Here is a 22,156-nt window from a genome sequence, read left to right on the forward strand (position 1 = left end):
ATGATCCGCCGGACAGGCCCTGGCCGTGGCCGCTCACGCGCGGCCCAGCAGGACGCGGGCGATGTGGGCCTGGTCGGGCTGGAGGCGGTGGGCGCCGTCGAGGACGTTCCACCGGGTCTCCTGGAGGACGCGGGCCAGGGTCCAGCGGGCGGCGCGGGCCCGGTCGAGCCCGGCCAGCGCGGTGAGGGCGTCGAAGCGGCGGCGGACGGCGCCGGGGTCGAAGCGGTTGTAGAGGGCGGGGGCCAGGTCGAAGCCCGGGTCGCCCGCGAGCGGTTTGGGGTCGATGGCGAGCCAGGGGCCACGGGTGGCGGCCTCGGTGCCGGGGTGCGGGGCGAGCACGTTGCCGTAGTGCAGGTCCCAGTGGAGGAGGCGGTCGCCCGGTTCGGGCAGGACCTCGCGGACGGCGGCGGCGACGTCGGTGAGCAGGGCCCGCTCGAAGGGGTCGCTGAGCGAGGCGGCGGCGCGCGGCGCCTGCCGGACCAGCCGGTCCGCGATGTCGGCGAGGCTCCGCAGGCCCGGCGGGGCGGGGCGGGCGGCGAGCCGGGCGAGGAGGGTGCCGAGCACGGTGACGGCCTCGTCGGTGTCGGCCAGCGCCTCCAACGGCCGTGCCTGGTCGAGCCGTTCGACGAGCAGGGTGCCGGTGGCCGGGTCCTCGGCGAGGAGGCGGGCGGCCCCGTCACCGTCCCAGGCCCGCAGCGCCGCCCCCTCGCCCGCGCTCTCCTCGTCCAGCAGCTGGAGCTTGAGGACGGCCGGGGTGTCGCCGTGGGCGGGCAGCCGGACGGGGAGGACGAGCGAGGCCATGCCGTGCATCGCCGGGCCGTCGGGGCGCAGGCCCCAGGCGTCGCGGTAGTGGGCGGCCCGCTCCGGCAGTCCGGCGATGAACGCCTGGCCGCGTGCGCCGTTGAACCGCGCCTGGCTGACGGCCAGTTCGGCGGGCACGGTCAACCCCGGCCAGGCGGGAGGTCCGTACGGGTGCGGGAGGGCGCCGGGGTGGGTCACGCGGGGCATCGTACGAGCCGGACGGCCCCGGGGCGCGGGAATTCGCCCCGGCCCCGGGCCCCTCTCCCGCGCCGTCGGCCCGCGCAGTACCGTCCTGTCCAGCCGACCGCGCCGCCTCGGCGCCGACCAGACCCGGGACACGACACACATGAGCACAGTGACCGTCAACGGCGGGATCTCCTTCTGGCCCGCCGACCAGGGCTCCGCCGACCCCCGCGAGCCGCTGCCCGGCGACACGACCGCCGACGTGTGCGTGGTCGGCGGCGGCTACACCGGGCTGTGGACGGCGTACTACCTGAAGAAGGCCGCGCCGTACCTGCGGATCACCGTGCTGGAGCAGCGGTTCTGCGGCTTCGGCGCCTCGGGGCGCAACGGCGGCTGGCTGTACAACGGCATCGCCGGGCGCGAGCGGTACGCGCGGCAGCACGGCAAGGAGGCCGCGATCCGGCTCCAGCGGGCGATGAACGCGACCGTGGACGAGGTGGTGAAGGTCGCCGCCGAGGAGGGCGTGGACGCGGACATCCACCAGGGCGGCGTCCTCGAAGTGGCGTACACGCCGGCCCAGTTGAGGCGGCTGAAGTCCTTCCACGAGGCGGAGCTGGGGTACGGCGAGAGCGACCGCGAGCTGTACGGCGCCGCCGAGACCGCCCGCCGGATACGCGTCGCGGGCGCCGTCGGCTCCACCTGGACGCCGCACGGCGCCCGCATCCACCCGGTCAAGCTCGTCCGGGGCCTGGCGGCGGCCGTCGAGGCGCTGGGCGTGGTCATCCACGAGGCGACCCCCGTCACCGAGATCCGCCCCAAGCACGCGGTCACCCCGTACGGCACGGTCCGCGCCCCCTACATCCTGCGCTGCACCGAGGGGTTCACCGCCTCCCTCAAGGGCGAGCGCCGCACCTGGCTGCCGATGAACTCCTCGCTCGTCGCCACCCCGCCGCTGCCCGCCGAGGTCTGGGAGGAGATCGGCTGGGAGGGCCGCGAGACGCTGGGCGACATGGCCCACGCCTACCTGTACGCCCAGCGCACCCCGGACGACCGCATCGCCCTCGGCGGCCGGGGCGTCCCGTACCGCTACGGCTCCCGCACCGACACCGCCGGGCGCACCCGGCCCGCCACCGTCGAGGCCCTGCGCGAACTGCTGGTCCGCCTCTTCCCCGTCCTGGAGGGCACCGGGATCGCCCACACCTGGTCCGGCGTCCTCGGCGTCCCCCGCGACTGGTGCGCCACCGTCACCCTGGACCGCTCCACCGGCCTCGGCTGGGCCGGCGGCTACGTCGGCTCCGGCGTCGCCACCGCCAACCTCGCCGCCCGCACCCTCCGCGACCTCGTCCAGCAGGACGCCGGCCAGGGCACCGCCACCGACCTGACCACCCTCCCCTGGGTCAACCACCGCGTCCGCAAATGGGAACCCGAGCCTCTGCGCTGGCTCGGCGTCCACTCCCTGTACGCGGCCTACCGCTCGGCCGACCGGCGGGAACTGGCCCGCCCGGACGCGGAGACGGCCTGGATGGCACGGGTGGCGGACCGGGTTTCGGGGCGGGAGTAGGGGCCGCGCCACGGGCGCCCCGCGTCACTCCCAGTCCGGGGGCAGCTCGTGGAGGCGGCCGCAGGCGAGCATGGGGCAACGGACGTAGCGAGGGGCCGTGTCGTCGTGGTGGCCACCTCTGTCCTGGTCTTCGGCGTGGTCATTGTCGGGTTCGGTCTGCACGGTGCGGCTCCTCGGCCGGGGTCGGGGCACTCGGGACGTGCACGGGGCGGGCGTAGAGCCGGTACCAGCCGGAGGCATCGCGGGCGAGGAATCCGTACGGCATTCCGTCCGCGAGGTATCGGAAGGCCGTCTCCTGAAGCCCCATGTCTGCTGCCCAGTAACGGAGTTGGGTCGGGGCATCGGCGCCGGCGTGGGGCGTCGTCCACAAAGTCCCGGGCGGTGCCCACGCCCTGTCCGGGCCGGGGTCTAGGCCGTCGGCGATCCGGACTGCCTGCCCCCGAAGCCACCGGAGAGCGAGACACCGGGTGGGGGCGACGGTGCCCCCGAGCCACAGGCTCCGCGCACCGTCCCCGCCGTACACCTCGGCGAGATACCGGACGGCGCCGCTCACGAAGTTCCCCGCAGCCAGCGACGTAAGCGGTTCTCCTCGGCCATACGGGCTCGGAGGGCGCGCATCGAGGGGGAATCCTCGTCCGGTTCGGGGGTGGGACCGGGACCGTGACCGGAGCCAGGGCCATGACACGGACAGCCACAGTCAGCCCCACAGACCGGACGCCCACGCCCCGGAGGCGCCGCCATCACACCGGCTCAGGGGCCGAGCACTCCCCCGCCGCCCGGTGCCGCTTGAGCAGGACACGGCAGTCGGTGGCCTTGCTCCAGTCGAACTCGGCGTTGGCCTCGGCCTCGGCGAGGGTGAGGTGGTGGCAAGGGAGGCAGAGCGGGGCTTCCAGTGCCCGCACCAGGCTGTCGGCCCCGACGAGATGGCGTTCTTGACGGTCATGGCTCATACGTACAGGTCCTTCGCCGTAGTGCTGCGGGCTCTCTTTTCCGATGTACTCACAGCCTCGGCCACCAGACGTACTCTCAACAGAGAGCGACTCATGACTCACGATCAGTCATCACCAACGGAGGCCCCGTGACAGCCGAGAACGACGCGCCGGACCCGACGACTTCCCTCTTGGCCTTCTTCGGCACCGAGTTGCTGCGCCTGCGCGGGGAGCGCGGAGTGTCGCAGACGCACTTGGCGAAGTCGGCCTTCTCCACCCAGTCCATGATCAGCAAGATCGAGGCGGCCCAGCGGGTCCCTTCCAAGGAACTCGCCCACCATCTCGACGTGGCTCTCGACACGGGAGGCCACTTCTCACGCCTGTATCCCCTGGTCATCAAGTACGCCTACCCGTCGTGGTTCCTGCCCTTCATCGAGCTGGAACGCGAGGCGTCGACCATGCGGGTCTTCGAGTCGCAGATCGTCCCGGGCCTCCTCCAGACCGAGGAGTACGCCAGAGCCATGCTGAGTGCCGTCCGCCCGGACAACCTCGACGACCTCGTCGCCGCCCGGATGTCACGGCAGGAGGTGTTCGAGCGCGAGCTTCCGCCACGCATGTGGTTCGTGCTGGACGAGCAGGCACTGCACCGTCCCATCGGCGGCGCGGCGGTGTGGCGTGCCCAGCTGGAACACATGCTCAAGACCGGCCAGGAGCCTCGGGTCGTCATTCAGGTGGTACCTCGCAAGGTGACCTCCCACCCGGGCCTCGCAGGGCCGTTCTCGGTTCTGGGATTCGAGGACGACACTCCTGACGTGCTCTACGTGGACGGCTTCTCCCAGGGCCGAACAGCCCTGGACGCAGCCGAAGTTGCTCAGGGCGCCCACGCCTATGATCTGCTCAGGGCGGTCGCGCTCTCACCCGAGGAGTCAGCCGACCTGCTCAGCGACTACATGGAAGGGCGCAAGTGACGATGACCGGTACGCGCTACCTGCACTGCGATTGGCAGAAGAGCAGTTACAGCACCAACGGCGGCAACTGCGTGGAAGTCTGCACGAACCTGCGCTCCACCGTCCCCGTCCGGGACAGCAAGCTCTCCGGCAGCCCCGTGATCGCTGTCCGCCCGGCCGCCTGGTCTCTCTTCATCGAGGCCGTGGGCTCGGCATCACCGCAGAACTGAATTCCGAAGACGAAGTTCGCGCCGCCCGACCAGCCAACTGCGAAAGGGCACCCTGTGACGACCGAACCCCTCGCTTGGTTCAAGTCCTCGTACAGCACCGACGGTGGCCAGTGCGTAGAGGTCGCCGCCGACCTGATCGCCTCGCACGGAGTGGTCCCCGTCCGCGACTCCAAGATCCAGTCCGGCCCCGTCCTGGCGCTGCCCGTCTCCTCGTTCTCCGCCTTCGTCGCGGGGGTCAAGGCCGGGGACTTTCCAGTCTGACCAACCGCTGGCGCACCCTCCCCGTCATCGACCCCTCACGAAAGGGCACCCCATGACGACCGAGTCTCTCGCCTGGTTCAAGTCCTCCTACAGCTCGAACGGCGGCAGTTGCGTAGAGGTCGCCGCCGACTTGGTCGCCTCCCACGAGATGGTCCCGGTCCGAGACTCCAAGGTTCAGGCTGGTCCGGTCCTGGCACTGCCCGCCTCGTCCTTCGCGGCCTTCATTGCAGGGGTCAAGGCGGGCGGCTTCTCAGCCTGATCCTCTTCTGGGGCGAAACCGTCACTGAATATTCGTGATCAACCAGCCGCAAAGGGGTACCCCATGACGACCGGTTCCTTCACCTGGTTCAAGTCCTCCTACAGCGCCAACGGTGGCCAGTGCGTAGAGGTCGCCGCCGACCTGATCGCATCGCACGGGGTAGTCCCCGTCCGCGACTCCAAGATCCAGTCCGGCCCCGTTCTGGTGCTGCCCGTCACCTCGTTCTCCGTCTTCGTCGCGGAGATCAAGGCCGACGGTTTCCCGGCCTGATCAAGCACCGGGTCGCCTCGACCACAGGACGCACGTAAGCCCGTCGCCAGCCCGCGCCAGGGATGTCGACGGGCTCTGTGCTGGAAGAGCACGAAGGCCGCCCTTTTCGGGCGGCCTTCGTCGAGTCTGAGCCTCGCGCCAGCCCCCTCACCACCCCGTCCACACCAGGTGATTGACCAGCAGCGCCACCCCCGCCTGCGCCCCCAGCCACCCCCGTCGCCCCCTCACCGGAAGCAGCGCCGTAGCCGGAAGCAGCCAGAAGTAGAACGGCTGCCAGATCCGCTCCGTCTCGGCCTTGCTCATGCCGGAGAGGTCGGCGGCGAGGAGGGCCAGGAGGGCGGCGAGGACGAGGAGGGTGAGGGCGGCTTCGGGGGTGGGCGTGGGGCGGCGGGGGTGCAGGGCGCCGAGGGCGGCGGACGGGGTCGCGGTCAGGGTGCGGCGGAGGCCGGCGGCGGTGGCGAGGCCGACGGCGAGGGTGGCGGCGGCGAGGTTGCCCCAGACCCAGTAGGCGTAGGGGCGGACGCCGCCCGCGCCCTGGTAGTAGCGCTCGACGAGGAGGGGGTACGCCTCCCACCAGGCGAAGCCGGTGAGGGTGAAGGCGAGGGGGACGGTCAGGGCGGCGGCGAGGAAGGGGAGGACGGGGCGGGTGGTGCGGGTGATGAGGAGGACGGTGGCGAGGGGGAGGGCGATGAGGGGGAGGCCGTAGGAGAGGTAGCAGGTCCAGCCGAAGAGGAGGCCGGAGGCGCAGGCCGCGAGCAGGGAGCGGCGGGTGGCGGCGACGGCGAGGAGGGCGATGGACCAGGCGGCGACCCCGGCGAAGTAGCCGTCGGCCGAGGTGCCGGTCCAGACGGCGAAGGGGGCGAGGGCGAGGAAGGGGGCGGCGCGGCGGGCGAGGCGTTCCCCGGCGAGGGCGCGGACCGCGATCAGCACGGCGGCCACGCCCGAGGCGCCCAGCACGATGCAGAAGACCCCCGCCCAGGCCCCGCCGCCGAGGCCGATCCGGTCGAGCCAGACGAAGGTGAGGGTGGCGCCGGGCGGGTGGCCGGCGACGTGGGCGGGCCAGTTGCCGGGCGGGCCGACGACGATGTGGTCGGTGAAGCCGCGCAGGGCGGCGGGGATGTCGTCGAAGCGGTCGATGACGCGCAGGTACTCGTGTTTGGTGGTGAGGCGGCGGGCGATGCCCCGGTACCAGCCTTCGATCAGGGCGAGGGAGAAGATCCAGGCCAGCGCCGTGGCCCAGGCGGTCAGGAGCAGGCGGCGCCAGGGCAGGCGGTCGGCGAGCGCGGGGCCGTACGCGACGACGGCGGCGGCGACGGTGAGGGCGGCCGGGGTGCCGGGGCCCACGTGCGGGTTCCAGGAGGCGAGGAGCGGGGGCCACTGGGCCTGGAGTTCGCCGTTGGACCTCTGCCACGCCCAGCCGACGCCGCAGGCCACCGCCACCAGCAGCGCGCCCACCCCGGCGGCGACCAGGTCGGGGCGGTGGCCCGCGCGCCCGGCCGGGGCGGCGGGCTCCTCGGCGGGCCGGCTGCTGTCGCTGCGCTCCTCGGTCTTCACACCGGCACGCTATGCACGCGGGTGCCCGGGGCGGCGGTGCGACGCCGCCACGTCACGCGGACGCCGGGCCGAAGGGTGACGTACGGGCGCGTGCGGCGCCGTAACCCCTTTCGGGACGGGTTGTCCGGCTTACCGTCGCCCCATGCCCGCCTCCCGCCAGCCGTCCGCCGCCCCCGCGCGGCTCCCCTCCGACCCCCGGTTCTGGCGCAGCCCGGTGCGCGGGGTGCGGTTCACCTCGGTGCTGGGGCTGGTGCTGCTCGGTGGGATCACCGTGCTGTTCGTGACGGGGCTGCTGTCGTACGCGGCGTACAACCCGGATCTGGCGGCGGTGAACGACAAGACGCCGGAGAAGGGGCTGCTCGGGTTCTACCTGTTCGCCTGGCCGACCGGGCCGCACTGGCTGTACCGGCTGACCCAGGGGGTGCACGTCACCCTCGGCATCGTGCTCGTCCCGGTGTTGCTGGCGAAGTTGTGGTCGGTGATCCCGCGCCTTTTCGCGCTGCCGCCGGCCCGGTCGGTGGGGCGGGCGCTGGAGCGGGTGTCGCTGTTGCTGCTGGTGGGCGGGGCGCTGTTCCAGTTCGCCACCGGGCTGCTCAACATCCAGCTGGAGTACCTGTTCCCGGGCTCGTTCTACGTGCTGCACTTCTACGGGGCGTGGGTGTTCATGGGCGCGTTCGTGGCGCACGTCGTGCTGCGGCTGCCGAGGACGGTGCGGGTGCTGCGGCACGGGGTCGCGCCCGGCGAGCGGGACGAACTGGCCGCGCCCGCCCCGGCCGGGGCGACGGTGTCGCGGCGCGGGGCGCTGGCCGTGGTGGGGGCCGGGTCGCTGCTGCTCCTGGTGACCTCGGTGGGGCGGAGTTTCGACGGGACCTGGCGCCGGGTCGCGCTGCTCACCCCGCGCGGCGGCGCCGAGCCGGGCAGCGGGCCGAACGGCTTCCAGATCAACAAGACGGCCCGGAAGGCGGGGATCGTGACCGCCGACACCGGTGAGCGGTGGCGGCTCACGCTGGCCGGCCCCGCCGGGGAGCTGCGGCTCTCCCGGGCCCAGCTCCTCGCCCTGGAGCAGCACAGCGCCGCCCTGCCGATCGCCTGCGTCGAGGGCTGGTCCACCGCCGACCAGCTCTGGCGCGGGGTGCGGCTGCGCGACCTGGCGGCGCTCGCGGGGTACGGGGACGGGCCGCCGCCCGCCGTCCTGGTCGAATCGCTCCAGGTCAGCGGCCCGTTCCGGTCGGTGGCCCTGCGGGACAACCAGGTGGCCGACCCGCGCTCCCTGCTCGCCCTCACCGTGGGCGGCGCGGCGCTCTCCCTCGACCACGGCTTTCCGGCCCGGGTGATCGTCCCGGCCGCACCCGGGGTGATGAACACGAAATGGGTGGCGCGGATGACCTTCGGAGACCCGCGATGAGCCGGGCCCGGGGGCGGGCGGCCCGCTGGTACGGGGAGGGGCCGCTGCACCTCGTCCTGATGGCGGCCTCGTTCGCGCTCGCCGGGTACGCGGGGGTGCGGCTGCTGGCGGGCGGTCAGGCGTGGCTGGTCGTGGTGTGGTTCGCGGGGGCGGCGCTCGCCCACGACCTGGTGCTGGTGCCGCTGTACTCGCTGGCGGACCGGGCCGTGGCGCGGGCGCTGGGGCGGCGCCGGACGCTGGTGAACTTCGTCCGGGTGCCCGCGCTCCTGTCGGGGCTGCTCCTGCTGATGTGGTGGCCGCTGATCACGCGTCACCCGCCGGGCGCCTACGCCTCGGCGAGCGGGATGTCCCCCGACAGGTTCCTCGGCAACTGGCTGCTGATCACCGCCGGGCTCTTCGCGCTCTCCGCGCTGCTGCTCGCCGTACGGGCGGTGCGCTCCCGGCGCAGGGCGACGAAGGGCCGCCCGTCGGCCTCCCACTGATCGGCGATGCCCCAGCCGTGCGCGCGGGCGTGCCGGAGCAGGGCCGGGGTACCGACGCGGGCCCACGGGAAGTGGCCGGCGGAGGCGTCGGGGCCGCGCCCGTCGTCCAGGCGGACCCGGACGTGTTCGTCCACGTCGTGGGGGGCCGTCTCGGCGACGAGGAGGCCGCCGGGGACGAGCAGGGCGGCGATGCGGGCGAGCAGGGCGCCGGGGTCGCCGCCGATGCCGATGTTGCCGTCGAGGAGCAGGGCGGTGCCCCAGGTGCCCTCGCCCGGCACCTCGTCGAAGACGCAGCGGCGCAGCGCGGTGCGGCCCAGCCGCTGGGTGTAGGCGACGGCCGCCTCGCTGACGTCGATGCCGAGCGCCTGGTGCCCGCGCCCGGCGAGGGCGGCGACCAGGCGGCCGGGCCCGCAGCCGATGTCGAGGACCGCGCCCTCGCAGCGGCGCAGGGCCGAGAGGTCGGCGGCGTCGGCCTCGGCGCACCAGCGCTCGACGTCCAGCGGCAGCAGCCAGCCGTCGCTGCGCCGCAGGTAGAGCGGGCCCCGGCCGGAGCGGAGCGCGTTGGCGTACGGGTCGGTGGCCCAGTCGGCGGGCCGGCCGGGGCCCGTCGGCGGCAGGGCGGTGCTCATCGCAGGGCCGCCGCTCCGGTCAGCCTCGCCAGGGTCTCGGCGAACCGCCCGTCGGGGGCCTCGGCGGCGGCGTGCTCGGCGTCGGCCGCCTCGTCGACGTCGCGCAGTTCCCGCAGGTCGCGGACGGCGAGGCCGGCGCCGGTCAGCCGGGCGCGCTGGAGGCAGCCGGTGTCCGGGCGGGACATGGGGACGCCGAGGACGAGGCCGGGCCGGGGCCGGGCCAGGCCGAGCGCCCAGAAGCCGCCGTCCTCGGCGGGCCCGAACCAGGCGTCGCAGCCGTCCCAGGCGGCCGGAGCGAGGGCGGGGGCGAGGTGGGAGGCGGTGAGGTGCGGGGTGTCCATCCCGATCAGCACGGTGGGGCCCGCGCAGGCGGCGAAGGCGGCGGCGATGCGCTCGTCGAGGCCGCCCGGTGCCTGGGCGCGTACCTCGATGCCCGGCGGCAGCCAGGGGCCGGGGCGTCCGTCGAGGACGAGGACGTGGCGGCGGGCGGGCAGGGTGAGGACGAGGTCCAGGGTGTCGGCGAGGGAGGCGGCGGCCAGTTCGGCGGCCTCCTCGGGGGAGAAGGGCGGGGTCAGGCGGGTCTTGACCCGGCCGGGCACCGGCTCCTTGGCGAGGACGAGCAGGGTCGTCGGTCCGGGGGTCACCGGGTCACCTCCGCCGGGCCGGACGCGGGCGCGGGGGCCGGGGCGGGTGCGGCCGGGGGCGCGTGGAGGACGGCGCGCATGTCGCGGACGGCCTGCCAGGTGCCGCGCCAGGTGCCGGTCACCTTGGAGCGGCCGGTGCGGGCGAGGTACGGCACGTCCGTCTCGGTGACGCGGAGCCCGGCGTCCGAGGCGCGCACCACCATCTCCAGCGGGTAGCCGCTGCGCCGGTCGGTGAGGTGGAGGTCGAGCAGGGCCTCGCGGCGGGCGGCGCGCATCGGGCCGAGGTCGCGCAGGCGCAGCCCGGTGCGGGAGCGCAGCATCCGGGAGAGGGCGAGGTTGCCGGCGCGGGCGTGCGCGGGCCAGGCGCCCCGGCTCTGCGGGCGGCGCCGTCCGAGGACGAGGTCGCTCTCCCCGGCGGCGATCCGGTCGACGAACCCGGGCAGCAGCGCCGGGTCGAGCGAGCCGTCGCAGTCGCAGAAGCAGACGTAGGGCGCCGTGGCGGCGAGCAGCCCGGCGTGGCAGGCGGCGCCGAAGCCGCGCCGGGACTCGTGGACGACGGTGGCGCCCAGCGAGCGGGCGAGGTCGGCCGAGCCGTCGGTGGAGCCGTTGTCCACGACGATCGCCCGCCACCCCTCGGGCAGCCGCCCCAGCACCCAGGGCAGGGCCTCCGCCTCGTCGAGGCAGGGCAGGACGAGGTCCGCGCGGGCAGACACGGTGGAGCCGGTCGGATCTTCGTTCACGCCGATCATCCTACGGATCATAAGGGCGCATTCCGGGCATCGCGTGTCCGTGCGCCGCAGCCGTAGACCGAGTGGCGGACGGCCGGTCAGCCGGAGCCGGGGCCCGCGCCGGCCCGCAGCGGTGCCGCCGCGAACTCCGCCATCCCCTCGGCGAACCCCACCTGCGGCTTCCACCCCAGTTCGTCGCGGAGCCGCCGGGAGTCGGCGGTGACGTGGCGGACGTCGCCGAGCCGGTACTCCCCGGTGACCACCGGTGCGGGCCCGCCGTGCGCGGCCGCCAGCGCGGCGGCCATCTCCCCGATGGTGTGCGGCTCCCCGCTCCCCGTGTTGTACGCGGCGAAGAAGCCCGGCTCCCGCACGGCCAGCGCCGCCAGCGCCACCGTGTTGGCGCTGGCCACGTCCCGGACGTGGACGAAGTCGCGCCGCTGCGCCCCGTCCTCGTAGACCCGGGGTGCCTCCCCCCGGGCCAGGGCCGAGCGGAAGAACGAGGCCACCCCGGCGTACGGGGTGTCGCGCGGCATCCCCGGCCCGTACACGTTGTGGTAGCGCAGGGCGACGGCCCGGCCGCCGGTGGCGCGGGACCAGGCCGAGGCGAGGTGTTCCTGGGCGAGTTTGGTGGCCGCGTAGACGTTGCGCGGGTCGGTGGGCGCGTCCTCGGCGACCAGGCCGGGGCGGAGCGGGGCGCCGCACTCCGGGCAGGGCGGCTCGAAGCGGCCCGCGTCCAGGTCGGCGGCGGCGCGCGGGCCCGGGCGGACGGTGCCGTGCCGGGCGCAGTCGTACCGCCCCTCGCCGTAGACCACCATCGACCCGGCGACGACCAGGTCCCGCACGCCCGCCGCCGCCATCTCGGCGAGCAGCACGGCGGTGCCGAGGTCGTTGCAGCCGACGTAGGCGGGGGCGTCCGCGAACTCCTTGCCGAGCCCGACCATCGCCGCCTGGTGGCACACGGCGTCGATCCCGGCCAGCGCCGCCCGCACCCGCTCGGCGTCGCGCAGGTCCGCCACGACGGTCCGCGCCTCCCGCGGCCCGTGGCCGCCGGGATGGGCGGCGGGCAGCAGCGCGTCGAACACCACCGCCTCGTGCCCGGCCGCCGCCAGCTCCCGTACGACCTGCGATCCGATGAACCCGGCTCCGCCGGTGACCAGTACGCGCATGAGGCTCACGCTAGGCGGCGGGCGGCGGGGCGCGGTGAGGCGCGCGGAGGGGCCCGCCGGGTGGGGCGGCTCAGGTGTCCGGGTGCGCGTCCGTCCGCAGCGACCAGGTGGCACCCGGGCACCCCGCCGGCAGGGGCGGGAAGCGGTGCCCCTTCACGTCGGTGCTCCAGTGATGCCCCTGGCCGCAGTCGCACGCGTAGATCCCGCTCTCGGGCACGATCTCACCCGGCCGCCACGTCGCTGTCTCCTCGCTCATGGTTCCTGTGTACGACGGACCCGGGCCGCCCGCGAGCGGGAGCCGGAGCGCTCGCGGAGCCGGCGCGGCGGGGCGACCCTGGAGGGGCGGGTACGGATCTCCCCAACGTGGAGGGAAGCGGATGGCAACAGAGCAGTTCTCCGTGGGCGACCACGTGCGGTGGAACTCCGAGGCGGGACACGTCCAGGGCGTGATCGTGCGCAAGCACACCGAGGACGTGGAGTTCAAGGGCTACACCCACCACTGCTCGCCGGACGACCCCCAGTACGAGATCAGGAGCGACAGGACCGGCCACATCGCCCTGCACAAGGGCCGGGCCCTGAGGAAGGTGTGAGGCGGGGCCGGTGGTGCGTCCGTACCGCATCCACACCCTCGGCCACTCCACCCGGGAGTTCGACGAGGTGGTGCGGATGCTGCGCGCCCACGACGTGACCCTCCTGGCCGACGTCCGCCGCTTCCCGTCCTCCCGGAAGCACCCCCAGTGGAACCAGGAGGCCGTCACCGGGGCCCTGCCGCCCGGCATCGGCTACCGCTGGCTCCCCCGGCTCGGCGGCAGACGCCACACCCCGAAGGGCGTCCCCAGCGAGAACGGCGCCTGGCGGGTCAAGGCGTTCCGCGACTACGCCGACCACATGGCCGGCGAGGAGTTCGCCGAGGGGCTGGACGAGGTGCTGGACCTGGCCGCACGCGAACGGGTCGCCCTGATGTGCAGCGAGGCCGTGCCCTGGCGCTGCCACCGCCGCCTGATCACCGACGCGCTGCTGGTCGCCGGGGCCGAGGTCGAACACATCCTCTCGGAGACCTCGGTCCGCCCGGCCGCCCTCAGCGAACACGCCCGCGTCACCGACGGCCGCCTCACCTACCCGCCGCCCCCGGAACCGTCATGACCTGGGTCGACGAGGTCCGGGAGGCCGTCCTGACCATCCCGGCCGGCTCCGTCGCCTCGTACGGCGAGATCGGCCGCCACCTCGGGACGGGCCCGCGCCAGGTCGGCCGCGCCATGAGCCTGCTCGGCGAGGAGACCGGGCTGCCCTGGTGGCGCGTGGTCCACGCGGACGGCACCCCCGCCACCTGCCACGGCGGCCTGGCCCCGGCCCTGCTGGCCGAGGAGGGGACGCCGATGCGGGGCGGGCGGGTGGACCTGGAGCGGGCACGCCACCGGTGGGGCCCGCCGTGACCATCGGGCCGGGGAACGGTTAGCCGGTCATGAACAAGCTCACGCGCATCGCCGCGACCCTCACCCTGGCCGGGGCCGCCCTGTCGGCCACCGGCACCGCCCAGGCCCTCGAACTCCCCGGCCTGACCGGGCCGGACGGCCTCTCGGTCCTGTCGGGCCAGGACAAGCTCCTGAGCGGCGGGCAGGCCACCCTCGCGCCGGTGGCGGGGCTGGTCGGCAAGGACGGGATCGTGCTCGGGGCGGACCGGTAGGACGGGCCCGTCCGGCGGGCGCTACCCGCCCCACACCACCCACGGCGTGGTCCCCTGAACGAGGGTCAGCACCCCCAGCACCACCAGGTCGGCGATGCCGAGGCCCAGGCCGAGCCAGGCGCGGAAGCGGCGGGGGGTGCCCCGGCGCAGGGCGAGGACGGCCAGGACGATGGCGGTCGGGCCGAGGATGAGGTTGAGGACGAGGAGGCCGGCCAGGCCGGTGACGAAGGAGGCGACGGCCATGCCTTCGGCGTCGCGGCGGCCGGTCTCGGCGGCGGGCGGTGCGGTCAGGCGCACGTCAGGCTCCCTTCTCCGTGAGGTGTCCGGGACGGTTCCTCGCCCGGCGGCGTCCGCGCTCGCGGACCGTGAAGACGGCCAGCCAGAGCAGGATCAGCGTGCCGAGGACGAGGGTGACGGGCAGCGGCAGGTAGGCGGCGGCTCCGACCAGGACGCCCAGTACGAGCAGGGCGGCGACCAGGAAGATCATGGCAGTCAGCTCCTTCGTCCGGGGGTGGGGCGCGGTCCTTCGGAACAGGTGATCAACGCGTCCATGCCCGCCGCTTACCCGCAAGTAAGTTCGGCACGCGGCCCGTTGCCGTGACCCGCGCCTCACCGCGCGGGCGGCGGGCGGGGCGGTCTCCGCCGGCGGCGGAGGAGCGGCCGAGGAGCATCCGGGGAGCGGCTGAGGAGGCGTGGTCAGGGCGGCTTTCGGGCGCTGTGCGATCATCCTGGAGCTGACATGACAAAGGGGGGCTCGGGTGGGGACTGGGGCTGGGGCGGGGCGGGACGGGTCTTCCGTGCCGGACGACGAGTGGGAGAGATTCCTGCGGGAGTCGGTGGAGGGGACCGCCGACGCGCCGAAGGAGCCGTCGGCGCGCGCCCGGAGCGTGGCCCGCCGGCTGCGCGACGAGCCCGAACCGGAGGGGTGGCGGACCTACTCCCCGAACCCGCCGCCGCCGGTCGTCCGGCGGGAGCGCCGGCGTCTCGTGGGGCCGCTGATCGCCGCGCTCGTCCTGGCCGTCGTGGTCGCCGCGGGCTGGTTCCTCGGCCCGTTCGGCGGCTCGGAGGCGGAACCCCCGGTGGCGGCGCCGGAGACGGGGCGCCCCAGCTCGGCGCCCCCGGCGGAGTCCGCCGCGCGGCCCACCCTCGACGCGCCGTTCCGGGGCTCGCCCGCGGCCCGGTGGGAGAGCGGCGCGGCGGGGATCACGATGCCGAAGGCCGAGGCCACCGGGTGGATGGACGCGGCCGAGGTCCGCCGGGCGCTCGACCGCAGCCTCACCTTCCTGACCGAGACCAACCTGGACGCCGACGTACTGCGCGGCGCACGCCCCGAGAAGACGCCGAAGCTGGTCAACCCGCACCAGGAGGACGTCCAGACGTTCCTGAGGACAGCGTTCCGCGAGCCCGGACCGGAGAACGACCCGCTCCTGCTGGCCAGCCGCTTCGACACCGCGCGGACCCACCTCGTCGGCGACGAGGTCCGGACCCGGGGGCGGCTCACCTACCGCGAGGGGAAGCGGGGCGCGCTGGAGGTCTCCGCCGATGTCACCTTCGTCTACCCGGTGGTGCGGGCGGAGGGCGCCCGCGACGAGGTCGTGCGCACCGTCGTCCGCCGCGAGACCGTCATGAGCTGGGACGACCCCGCCAAGGTCGTCACCGAGCCGGGCACCTTCTCCCTCCTCTCGTACCGGCTGCACGTCACCAACGGCGGCTGCGGGGACTCCACCGGCTACTTCACCCCGCCGTTCGGCGAGGACCGGCCGGAGGCCACCACCGGCGACGAGATCGACCCGTACGACCGCAGCCAGGAGCTGCGCGACGGCTCGGGGGACCAGTGCGACAAGGCCACCCGCTCCTGAGGGGACAGCACGGCGTGGCCTCACGAAGGCGCCATGTGGCACCACGAAGACACCGCGTGGCACCACATGGCACCACGCGGTACCACACCGACACCACTCCACATCGCGCAGATTCACGCAGGTCAGGGCCTCGACGTAAGCCACCTTCCCCCAGCGACGCCATTTCAGGGTTGCCATGGCGCCACAGTGGTGCCACTATGGCGTCATGGACCTGACGCCCTATGTCGAAACCCTTCACCGTGAACTCGCGGTGGCCGCCGAGGCAGGCGGTGAGGAAGCCCGCGTGCTGGCCGAGCGGCTGACCGCTCCACTGGAGTCGGCCACCCGGCTCGCGATGCTGCACGTCCTCTCCGCCGCCATGGACGAGATCACCCGGGAGCTGGCCCCCGGCTCGGTGGACGTGCGGCTGCGGGGAATCGACCCGGACTTCGTCGTGACGCCGCCGCCGCGCGAGGAGGCGTACGAGGAGCAGGGCGCCGCCGAACCGCTCCGGGCGCCGGCGCCCGCCCCGGCCGACGGGGACGAGGGCGGCACCGCCCGCGTCAACCTCCGCCTCCCCGCCCACCTCAAGGCCCGCGCCGAGGAGGCGGCCACCGCCGAGGGCCTGTCGGTCAACGCCTGGCTCGTCCGAGCCGTCTCGGCGGCGGTCGACGGCGGGAGCGCCCCCGCGCGCCCCTCGCCGGCGGCCCGCACCCCCCGCACGGTCGGCCAGAGCTTCACCGGCTGGGCGCGCTGACCGCACCCGGCCAGGCACGCCCCGCACCACCTCACCCCACTTCCACCGCACCGCGTCCCACCTGCGAGGACGCCGCGAAGACACCCGAGGACGGGACAGCCATGCCTTCTTCCGCCACTTCCCGCGACACCTCCTTCGAGACCCCCGAGCCGATCACCGCCACCGTGCACGTGGAGGCCGGGTCGATCCGCCTCGTCGCCACCGGCCGGAGCGACACCACGGTGGAGGTCCGGCCGCGCGACGCCGGCAAGGACCAGGACGTCCGCGTCGCCGAGCAGACCGACGTCACCTTCCTGAACAACCTGCTGACCGTCCGGACGCCCAAGCAGCGCGCCCTGTTCGGGCGCACCGGCTCGGTCGACGTGACCGTCGCGCTGCCCACCGGCTCGCGCGCCGAGCTGACCGGGGCCTGGGCCCAGATCCACGGCGAGGGCGCGCTGGGCGAGGTCCGCGTCAAGACCTCGGCGGGCGACGTACGGCTCGACTCCACCGGGCCCCTGCACGTCACCGCCTCCGCCGGCTCCGTGACCGTGGAGCGCGTCGAGGGCAGCGCCGAGATCACCACCAGCAACGGCAGTCTGCGGATCGGCACCGTCACCGGCCCGGCCGTCCTGAAGAACTCGCACGGCACCACCAGTGTGGCCGCCGCCCTCGGCGACCTGCGGGTACGGGGCGCCAACGGCGACATCCTGGTCGAGCGCGCCGAGGGCTCGGTCGCCGCCACCACCGCCCACGGTTCGGTGCGGATCGCCGAAGCGGTGCGGGGCAAGGCCGAGTTGGAGACCTCGTACGGCTCGGTCGAGGTCGGGGTCCGCAAGGGCACGGCCGTCTGGATCGACGCCAACTCGCACGCCGGACAGGTCGTCAACGCCCTGGACTCCGCCGAGGGCCCCGACGAGGCCGACGCCACCCTCGAACTGCGGGCCCGCACCCGCTTCGGCACCGTCGAGATCCGGCGCGCCCGCGCCTGACCGGCCGGGGCCGCCCGCACCGGCGGCCCCGGCCCCGCGCCCCACTTCTCACCCTCACTCTCACCACGCCTCCGAAAGGGAGAGCCCCATGGGTTCTGTTGTCATGCCCACGTCGCGCCGAGGCGGCGGGGACGACCGCCCGCCCGCCGCGATCACCACCACCGGCCTGCGCAAGGCGTACGGCGACAAGACCGTCCTCGACGGCATCGACCTGCGCATCCCGGCCGGCTCCGTCTTCGCCCTGCTCGGCCCGAACGGCGCCGGCAAGACCACCACCGTCAACATCCTCTCCACGCTCGTCCCGGCCGACGGCGGCCGCGCCGAGGTCGCCGGGCACGACGTGGCCGCCGCCCCGGACCGCGTACGGGCCGCGATCGGCGTCACCGGCCAGTTCGCCGCCCTGGACGACCTGCTCACCGCCGAGGAGAACCTGCTCCTCATGGCCGACCTGCTGCGGCTCGGCAAGCGCGAAGGGCGGGCCCGTACACAGGAGTTGCTGGAGCGGTTCGGCATCGCCGACGTCGCGGGCCGCCGGGCCGCGCTCTTCTCCGGCGGGATGCGGCGCCGGCTGGACCTCGCCATGACGCTGGTCGGCGACCCGCGGGTGATCTTCCTGGACGAGCCGACCACCGGCCTCGACCCGCGCAGCCGCCGCACCATGTGGGAGACGGTGCGCGAACTGGTCGCCGGGGGCACCACGGTCTTCCTCACCACCCAGTACCTGGAGGAGGCCGACCAGCTGGCCGACCGGATCGCCGTGCTCGACGGCGGCCGGATCGTCGCCGAGGGCACCGCCGACGAACTGAAGGCCCGCATCCCCGGCAGCCACGTCCGGCTGCGCTTCACCGCCCCGGCCGACTACGAGCGGGCCGCCACCGTCTTCCCCGACGCGACGCGCGACGACGAGCAACTGGCCCTGCGCGTCGCGGGCGACGGCGGCCTCGACGCCCTGCGCGCCCTCCTCGACCGGCTCGACGGCGCGGGAGCCCACGCCGCCGGCTTCTCCGTCCACACCCCCGACCTCGACGACGTCTTCCTCGCCCTCACCGGCGAGGGCGCGAAGGAGACCCAGCGATGAGCACCCTCACCTACGCCGTCCACGACTCCGCGACGATGCTGCGGCGCAACCTGAAGCACGCCATCCGCTACCCGGCCGTGGGACTGGGCAGCGCCATGCTCCCCATCCTCATGCTGCTCCTCTTCGTCTACGCCTTCGGGGACTCGATCGGCGCCGGGATGGGCGGCGGCAGAGCCGCCTACCTGGAGTACCTGACGCCCGGCGTGATCATCATGGGCGTGGCCGCCGGCTCGATGTCGACCTCGATCGCCATCTGCTCGGACATGACCGAGGGCATCATCAACCGGTTCCGGACCATGGACATCACCCGCGCCTCGTTCATGACCGGGCACGTCCTCGGCAGCGTCGTCCAGACCATGGCCTGCGCCGTCCTGGTGGTCGGCGTCGCCCTCGCCCTCGGCTTCCGCTCCGGCGCCACCCCGCTGGAGTGGCTGGCGGCGGCCGGACTGCTGACCGCCGTCGCCTTCGCCGTGACCTGGCTGTCGGCCGGCTTCGGGCTGATCTCCAAGACCGTCGAGTCGGCGAGCAACAAGCCGCTCCTCATCCAGTTCCTGCCCTTCCTCGGCTCCGCCTTCGTCCCCGCCGACTCCATGTCCCCGGGCCTGCGCTGGTTCGCCGAGCACCAGCCCTTCACCCCCATGACCGAGACCCTCCGCGGCCTCCTCTCCGGCACCCCCGTCGGCAACGCCTGGTGGATCTCCCTCACCTGGTGCGCCGCCATCGCCCTGACCGGCTACCTCTGGTCCCGCCACCTCTTCACCAAGGGCCCGGCCCACTGAGCCGGCCGGAACACGGGGAGAGAGCCCGCCTGCCCTTGAGGGGTGGGCGGGCTCTCACCTGTCGGGTCGTCAGTCAGCGTTCGGGGCACCGATGCGGCTCGCCTGACGGCGATGACCACCGGGGGCGTTCGCGGACGGGGCCGGCGCCTCCCGCGCGAGAAGCGCCTCCGCGCGCAGCTCGTCCTTGCCCGCACGCACGGCCTCCTCGCCGCCCGCCCGGGCGACGTGACCGGCCCGGATGTCCTGCCAACGGGTGTAGCTCGTCATGGCCGTCCTCCCAATCCCCCTCCAGGTTCCGCCCTCCCGGGCGCGAAGCGCTACCAGTTCCCCCCACCCCCACCAAACAGGCGACCCTTCCCCGTCCACCCCGGACACGCGCCCGAAGAACCTGATCACCACACCGATCCCAAGATATGACATAACTCAAATAAGCCCCAGCGGGGCCATGGTGGCGCTCCGTCAGTCGGCGGTCCAGCCCTCGCGGGCCGTCCGGCCCCCTGATGTTCCAAGGAGCGCTTCATGGCTCAGACCGTTCATCGGGTGCGGCGGCGCCCTCGCCGGGTGGCGGGCGTCGTCGCGGCCTCGCTCGCGCTGGCGCTCGGGGTGCCGGGGCCGGCCGGGGCCGCGCAGCCGCCGGCCTATCCGCACGCCAACGGCACGCCGGTCACGCTGTCGGGGACCGACGACCCGGCGAGCGGGCGGTACGACTTCACCGGCAACAGCGTCTACGGGGGCGGGAACAACCTCACCCCGGCGCTCACCTCCACCGACCTGTCCGTGGACGCCACGGCCCGCTCGCACCTCAACATCTACGGCGGCAACCAGGCGGGCCCGCTGGACGGCCCCTCGCGCCTGACGTACGACGGGGCGCCCCCGGACCTCACCTCGACCGCGACCAGCGGCTACCAGCCGTACTTCCTGTACGGCGCGGGCGAGAGCGGCACCACCACGGGCCCCTCCACCGTCACCATGAACGACGGCTGGGTGCGCGGCTGGGTCATCGGCGGCGGCTAGGTCCAGGGCATGGTGCTCGGCGGTCCGGGCGGCGGCGGTCTCGCCAACAACGTCGTCGGGGACACGTACGTCGAGGTCAGCGGCGGGATCATCACCACGCAGGCCGGTTCCACGGCGGGCGGCAGCGTCTTCGGCGGCGGCTACGCGCGGAACCAGAACGTCACCGGCAACACCCACGTCCGCATCGTCGACGGCGCGAACATCAGCGGGGGTGTCTACGGCGGCGGTTACGCGGGCCCGCTCAGCATCCAGGGCAACGTCGTCACCGGGAACGCCGACACCCTCATCGAGGGCGGGAAGATCGGCACCAACATCTACGCGGGCGCGGCCGGGCTCTCCCGGGTCAACGGCACCGCCACCGTCACCCTGAAGGACATCGCCCCGGGCGACCCCTTCGCCACCGACTTCACCCGCCAGATCCTGCGCGGCGGCATCGGCACGGGCGGTACCGCCCACACGGTCTTCGACCACCAGACCGCGCCCTTCCTCGGCACCGTCGGCACGGCCAACAACGGCCAGATGGACTCGATCCGGTTCGTCGACGACACGGGGATGGACGTGGACCCGGCCCGCTTCCACGGCCGGGACTGGCTCATCGAGAACGGCTCGACGGTCGACGTGGTCGCCGCCGGCACGATGAGCAGCCGCACCTTCACCCACGCCGGGCTGCTCCGCCTCGACGGCCCCGACGCCCCGGAGAACCTGCTCTCCACCATCGGCGGGAACTACGTCTCCGAGGGCGGCACCCTCGCCATGGGCGCCACCAGCGACGAGGCGAAGAACTTCCTGGAGATCCAGCAGGCGGCCACCCTCGGCGACGACGGCCCCACCACCATCGACCTGGACCTCTCCCCCGACTGGGACGGCGACCGCATCGACCTGGTCCGCTCGGCCGCCGCCAGCGACGCCGGGGCCTTCACGATGACCCCGATCCCGGTGAACAACGGCTCCTTCCGGGGCACCGCCGTCCTCAAGTCCGAGCCCAACGAGGCCGGTGGCCTCACCTGGTACATCGAGGGCGTACCGGAGGAGCTGTACAGGGTCGTCGTCAACAACGGCACCCTGCCGGGCGGCCTGAGCACCGACACCTTCTACGCCGGGGACACCGTCGAGCTGACCGCCGACGAGCCCGCCGAAGGGATGCGGTTCACCGGGTGGCGGATCGACTCGGGCGGCCCGCTGGAGGGCATCGACCTCTCCTCGCCGTCCACCACGTTCACCATGCCGGCCAACGACGTCGAGGTCACCGCGCTGTACGAACCGGTGCCCTCGCCCTCCCCGACGCCGAGCCCGACCCACCCGACGCACTCACCGAGCCACGGCCCGGGTCTCCCGGAGACCGGCTCGTCCTCGCTGACGCCGATCGCCCTGACCGTCGGGCTCCTCGCCCTCGGCGGCCTCCTCTTCCTGCTGCGGCGCGGCCTGAAGGAGGGCCGGCACTGACGCCGTAGCGGCATCCGGCCGCACCGTGTGACCAGCCCCGGCCGGGGAGTGTGGACCCCGGCCGGGGCTTCGCGTCGTGGGGGGGCGGGTTCAGGCGGCGGCCGGGTCCTCGCGCAGGCGGCGCTTCTCGCGGGCCCGGACCGGGACCCAGAAGGCGAGGGTCACCGGCAGCAGGGCCCAGAGCCCGGACCAGACCAGGGGCCACCAGGGGGGCATCGGTGCCACCAGGTCGGCGGCGGTGGCGGCCAGGGCGGCGCCGAGTATCCAGCAGACCAGGCGGCCGGCGGCCGAGGAGTCGGCGAGGGGGAGCGGTGTGCGGGCGGAGTCGGGCATGGGCGGTCCACATTCTCGGAGAGCCTGGCCGCGCGGTGTGGGGCACGCTGCGGCGGTCGGCACGGAGTGCGAAAGGTACGGGCGGTGCGTGGCCCGTGTACCCCTTGGCCGCCGGTCCATCCCCGCAGGTGAGGACGGGCCGCCGCCGTCGCCGGGCCCCGCCCGCCCCGGTGGCCCGGTGACCCCGGTGTGATGAGACCGTGAAGGCGC

General features: G+C 74.3%; 32 protein-coding genes. 18 read left to right on the forward strand and 14 right to left on the reverse strand.

From position 1 onward, the window contains the following. Nucleotides 1–33: 33 nt before the first annotated feature. Nucleotides 34–945: an aminoglycoside phosphotransferase family protein gene (locus IF45_RS0117030; protein WP_030308211.1), complete on the reverse strand. Its 912-nt coding sequence runs from the start codon at nucleotides 943–945 to the stop codon at nucleotides 34–36. A 202-nt stretch (nucleotides 946–1,147) separates the two neighbouring features. Here IF45_RS0117030 and IF45_RS0117035 point away from each other — a divergent pair, with 202 nt between their 5' ends. After that, a complete protein-coding gene (locus tag IF45_RS0117035) occupies nucleotides 1,148–2,545 on the forward strand; it encodes an NAD(P)/FAD-dependent oxidoreductase (protein WP_030308214.1) in 1,398 nt (465 codons plus the stop codon). A 24-nt stretch (nucleotides 2,546–2,569) separates the two neighbouring features. Here the strand turns inward: IF45_RS0117035 and IF45_RS33335 are convergent, their stop codons facing one another. From IF45_RS33335 to IF45_RS0117050, 3 genes are all read right to left on the reverse strand, one after another. Next, complete coding sequence (locus IF45_RS33335) at nucleotides 2,570–2,707, reverse strand: hypothetical protein (RefSeq protein ID WP_008414706.1); 138 nt, start codon at nucleotides 2,705–2,707, stop codon at nucleotides 2,570–2,572. Beyond that, a complete protein-coding gene (locus IF45_RS33955; protein WP_008414704.1) occupies nucleotides 2,685–3,098 on the reverse strand; it encodes a hypothetical protein in 414 nt (137 codons plus the stop codon). The genes IF45_RS33335 and IF45_RS33955 overlap by 23 nt, the downstream gene beginning before the upstream one ends. A gap of 187 nt (nucleotides 3,099–3,285) precedes the next feature. Then, nucleotides 3,286–3,495 carry a hypothetical protein gene (locus tag IF45_RS0117050; protein WP_030308216.1) on the reverse strand — a complete coding sequence of 70 codons (210 nt, stop codon included), beginning with the start codon at nucleotides 3,493–3,495 and terminating at the stop codon, nucleotides 3,286–3,288. Between the two features lie 128 nt (nucleotides 3,496–3,623). On the opposite strand from IF45_RS0117050, the gene IF45_RS0117055 reads away from it, so the two are divergent. The 5 genes from IF45_RS0117055 to IF45_RS0117075 all read left to right on the forward strand — a co-directional run bounded on the left by IF45_RS0117055 (nucleotide 3,624) and on the right by IF45_RS0117075 (nucleotide 5,441). Next, nucleotides 3,624–4,442, forward strand: coding sequence for a helix-turn-helix domain-containing protein (locus tag IF45_RS0117055; RefSeq protein ID WP_003949913.1), 819 nt, complete (start codon nucleotides 3,624–3,626; stop codon nucleotides 4,440–4,442). Between the two features lie 2 nt (nucleotides 4,443–4,444). Beyond that, nucleotides 4,445–4,651, forward strand: a complete 207-nt coding sequence (locus tag IF45_RS32415) for a DUF397 domain-containing protein (RefSeq protein ID WP_174905216.1) — start codon at nucleotides 4,445–4,447, stop codon at nucleotides 4,649–4,651. 54 nt (nucleotides 4,652–4,705) lie between these two features. Further along, nucleotides 4,706–4,912, forward strand: a complete 207-nt coding sequence (locus IF45_RS0117065; protein WP_003949911.1) for a DUF397 domain-containing protein — start codon at nucleotides 4,706–4,708, stop codon at nucleotides 4,910–4,912. Nucleotides 4,913–4,964: 52 nt separating this feature from the next. Continuing rightward, entirely contained in the window at nucleotides 4,965–5,171 is a 207-nt protein-coding gene (locus IF45_RS0117070) for a DUF397 domain-containing protein (RefSeq protein WP_003949910.1), read from the forward strand. Between the two features lie 63 nt (nucleotides 5,172–5,234). After that, entirely contained in the window at nucleotides 5,235–5,441 is a 207-nt protein-coding gene (locus IF45_RS0117075; RefSeq protein ID WP_003949909.1) for a DUF397 domain-containing protein, read from the forward strand. 147 nt (nucleotides 5,442–5,588) lie between these two features. On the opposite strand, the gene IF45_RS0117080 is transcribed toward IF45_RS0117075, so the two are convergent. Beyond that, complete coding sequence (locus IF45_RS0117080; protein WP_030308218.1) at nucleotides 5,589–6,995, reverse strand: hypothetical protein; 1,407 nt, start codon at nucleotides 6,993–6,995, stop codon at nucleotides 5,589–5,591. Between the two features lie 142 nt (nucleotides 6,996–7,137). Between IF45_RS0117080 and IF45_RS0117085 the strand changes: the two genes are divergently transcribed. Continuing rightward, nucleotides 7,138–8,400: a molybdopterin-dependent oxidoreductase gene (locus IF45_RS0117085; RefSeq protein ID WP_030308220.1), complete on the forward strand. Its 1,263-nt coding sequence runs from the start codon at nucleotides 7,138–7,140 to the stop codon at nucleotides 8,398–8,400. Nucleotides 8,401–8,725: 325 nt separating this feature from the next. Here the strand turns inward: IF45_RS0117085 and IF45_RS0117100 are convergent, their stop codons facing one another. From IF45_RS0117100 to IF45_RS0117120, 5 genes are all read right to left on the reverse strand, one after another. Beyond that, nucleotides 8,726–9,511: a class I SAM-dependent methyltransferase gene (locus IF45_RS0117100; RefSeq protein WP_030308221.1), complete on the reverse strand. Its 786-nt coding sequence runs from the start codon at nucleotides 9,509–9,511 to the stop codon at nucleotides 8,726–8,728. After that, nucleotides 9,508–10,155, reverse strand: coding sequence for a TIGR04282 family arsenosugar biosynthesis glycosyltransferase (locus IF45_RS0117105; RefSeq protein WP_003949904.1), 648 nt, complete (start codon nucleotides 10,153–10,155; stop codon nucleotides 9,508–9,510). The genes IF45_RS0117100 and IF45_RS0117105 overlap by 4 nt, the downstream gene beginning before the upstream one ends. Next, nucleotides 10,152–10,904 carry a glycosyltransferase family 2 protein gene (locus IF45_RS0117110; RefSeq protein WP_018471243.1) on the reverse strand — a complete coding sequence of 251 codons (753 nt, stop codon included), beginning with the start codon at nucleotides 10,902–10,904 and terminating at the stop codon, nucleotides 10,152–10,154. The genes IF45_RS0117105 and IF45_RS0117110 overlap by 4 nt, the downstream gene beginning before the upstream one ends. A 77-nt stretch (nucleotides 10,905–10,981) precedes the next feature. Continuing rightward, nucleotides 10,982–12,049 (reverse strand): NAD-dependent epimerase/dehydratase family protein, encoded by a 1,068-nt coding sequence (locus IF45_RS0117115; RefSeq protein ID WP_030308223.1) that lies wholly within the window; start codon nucleotides 12,047–12,049, stop codon nucleotides 10,982–10,984. Between the two features lie 70 nt (nucleotides 12,050–12,119). Further along, on the reverse strand, nucleotides 12,120–12,305 hold the full coding sequence (locus IF45_RS0117120; RefSeq protein WP_008404854.1) for a hypothetical protein: 186 nt from the start codon (nucleotides 12,303–12,305) through the stop codon (nucleotides 12,120–12,122). 121 nt (nucleotides 12,306–12,426) lie between these two features. Here IF45_RS0117120 and IF45_RS0117125 point away from each other — a divergent pair, with 121 nt between their 5' ends. The 4 genes from IF45_RS0117125 to IF45_RS0117140 are packed head-to-tail and all read left to right on the forward strand — an operon-like array spanning nucleotide 12,427 to nucleotide 13,733. Continuing rightward, a complete protein-coding gene (locus IF45_RS0117125; RefSeq protein WP_030308225.1) occupies nucleotides 12,427–12,639 on the forward strand; it encodes a hypervirulence associated TUDOR domain-containing protein in 213 nt (70 codons plus the stop codon). A 10-nt stretch (nucleotides 12,640–12,649) separates the two neighbouring features. Then, entirely contained in the window at nucleotides 12,650–13,192 is a 543-nt protein-coding gene (locus IF45_RS0117130; protein WP_008404850.1) for a DUF488 domain-containing protein, read from the forward strand. After that, nucleotides 13,189–13,482, forward strand: a complete 294-nt coding sequence (locus tag IF45_RS0117135; protein ID WP_030308228.1) for an MGMT family protein — start codon at nucleotides 13,189–13,191, stop codon at nucleotides 13,480–13,482. The genes IF45_RS0117130 and IF45_RS0117135 overlap by 4 nt, the downstream gene beginning before the upstream one ends. A 29-nt stretch (nucleotides 13,483–13,511) precedes the next feature. Beyond that, nucleotides 13,512–13,733 (forward strand): hypothetical protein, encoded by a 222-nt coding sequence (locus tag IF45_RS0117140; RefSeq protein WP_030308229.1) that lies wholly within the window; start codon nucleotides 13,512–13,514, stop codon nucleotides 13,731–13,733. 21 nt (nucleotides 13,734–13,754) lie between these two features. Here IF45_RS0117140 and IF45_RS0117145 read toward each other — a convergent pair whose 3' ends face one another. Both IF45_RS0117145 and IF45_RS0117150 read right to left on the reverse strand, forming a co-directional pair. Next, the gene (locus IF45_RS0117145; RefSeq protein ID WP_003949896.1) at nucleotides 13,755–14,030 is read right to left on the reverse strand and encodes a hypothetical protein; all 276 of its coding nucleotides are present in this window, start codon (nucleotides 14,028–14,030) and stop codon (nucleotides 13,755–13,757) included. Between the two features lies 1 nt (nucleotide 14,031). Then, the gene (locus IF45_RS0117150) at nucleotides 14,032–14,220 is read right to left on the reverse strand and encodes a hypothetical protein (protein ID WP_018471250.1); all 189 of its coding nucleotides are present in this window, start codon (nucleotides 14,218–14,220) and stop codon (nucleotides 14,032–14,034) included. A 310-nt stretch (nucleotides 14,221–14,530) separates the two neighbouring features. On the opposite strand from IF45_RS0117150, the gene IF45_RS0117155 reads away from it, so the two are divergent. The 5 genes from IF45_RS0117155 (at nucleotide 14,531) to IF45_RS0117175 (ending at nucleotide 19,156) form a co-directional block, all read left to right on the forward strand. Beyond that, complete coding sequence (locus IF45_RS0117155) at nucleotides 14,531–15,592, forward strand: hypothetical protein (RefSeq protein WP_030308230.1); 1,062 nt, start codon at nucleotides 14,531–14,533, stop codon at nucleotides 15,590–15,592. A 205-nt stretch (nucleotides 15,593–15,797) separates the two neighbouring features. Then, a complete protein-coding gene (locus tag IF45_RS0117160) occupies nucleotides 15,798–16,328 on the forward strand; it encodes a toxin-antitoxin system HicB family antitoxin (protein ID WP_003949893.1) in 531 nt (176 codons plus the stop codon). A gap of 101 nt (nucleotides 16,329–16,429) precedes the next feature. Continuing rightward, the gene (locus IF45_RS0117165; RefSeq protein WP_003949892.1) at nucleotides 16,430–17,299 is read left to right on the forward strand and encodes a DUF4097 family beta strand repeat-containing protein; all 870 of its coding nucleotides are present in this window, start codon (nucleotides 16,430–16,432) and stop codon (nucleotides 17,297–17,299) included. Nucleotides 17,300–17,402: 103 nt separating this feature from the next. Beyond that, a complete protein-coding gene (locus IF45_RS0117170; protein WP_003949891.1) occupies nucleotides 17,403–18,377 on the forward strand; it encodes a daunorubicin resistance protein DrrA family ABC transporter ATP-binding protein in 975 nt (324 codons plus the stop codon). Then, a complete protein-coding gene (locus IF45_RS0117175) occupies nucleotides 18,374–19,156 on the forward strand; it encodes an ABC transporter permease (RefSeq protein ID WP_003949890.1) in 783 nt (260 codons plus the stop codon). Before IF45_RS0117170 ends, IF45_RS0117175 begins: the two co-directional genes overlap by 4 nt. 69 nt (nucleotides 19,157–19,225) lie before the next feature. On the opposite strand, the gene IF45_RS0117180 is transcribed toward IF45_RS0117175, so the two are convergent. Next, complete coding sequence (locus IF45_RS0117180) at nucleotides 19,226–19,423, reverse strand: hypothetical protein (protein WP_008404840.1); 198 nt, start codon at nucleotides 19,421–19,423, stop codon at nucleotides 19,226–19,228. 252 nt (nucleotides 19,424–19,675) lie between these two features. On the opposite strand from IF45_RS0117180, the gene IF45_RS34285 reads away from it, so the two are divergent. Both IF45_RS34285 and IF45_RS31425 read left to right on the forward strand, forming a co-directional pair. After that, on the forward strand, nucleotides 19,676–20,170 hold the full coding sequence (locus IF45_RS34285) for a hypothetical protein (RefSeq protein ID WP_008404838.1): 495 nt from the start codon (nucleotides 19,676–19,678) through the stop codon (nucleotides 20,168–20,170). A gap of 9 nt (nucleotides 20,171–20,179) precedes the next feature. Further along, the gene (locus IF45_RS31425; RefSeq protein ID WP_234373571.1) at nucleotides 20,180–21,613 is read left to right on the forward strand and encodes an InlB B-repeat-containing protein; all 1,434 of its coding nucleotides are present in this window, start codon (nucleotides 20,180–20,182) and stop codon (nucleotides 21,611–21,613) included. Between the two features lie 90 nt (nucleotides 21,614–21,703). Here the strand turns inward: IF45_RS31425 and IF45_RS0117190 are convergent, their stop codons facing one another. After that, nucleotides 21,704–21,946, reverse strand: a complete 243-nt coding sequence (locus IF45_RS0117190) for a hypothetical protein (RefSeq protein ID WP_030308232.1) — start codon at nucleotides 21,944–21,946, stop codon at nucleotides 21,704–21,706. Nucleotides 21,947–22,156: the final 210 nt, after the last annotated feature.

The sequence above is a fragment of the Streptomyces albidoflavus genome (assembly GCF_000719955.1).
GTDB classification, from domain to species: domain Bacteria; phylum Actinomycetota; class Actinomycetes; order Streptomycetales; family Streptomycetaceae; genus Streptomyces; species Streptomyces albidoflavus.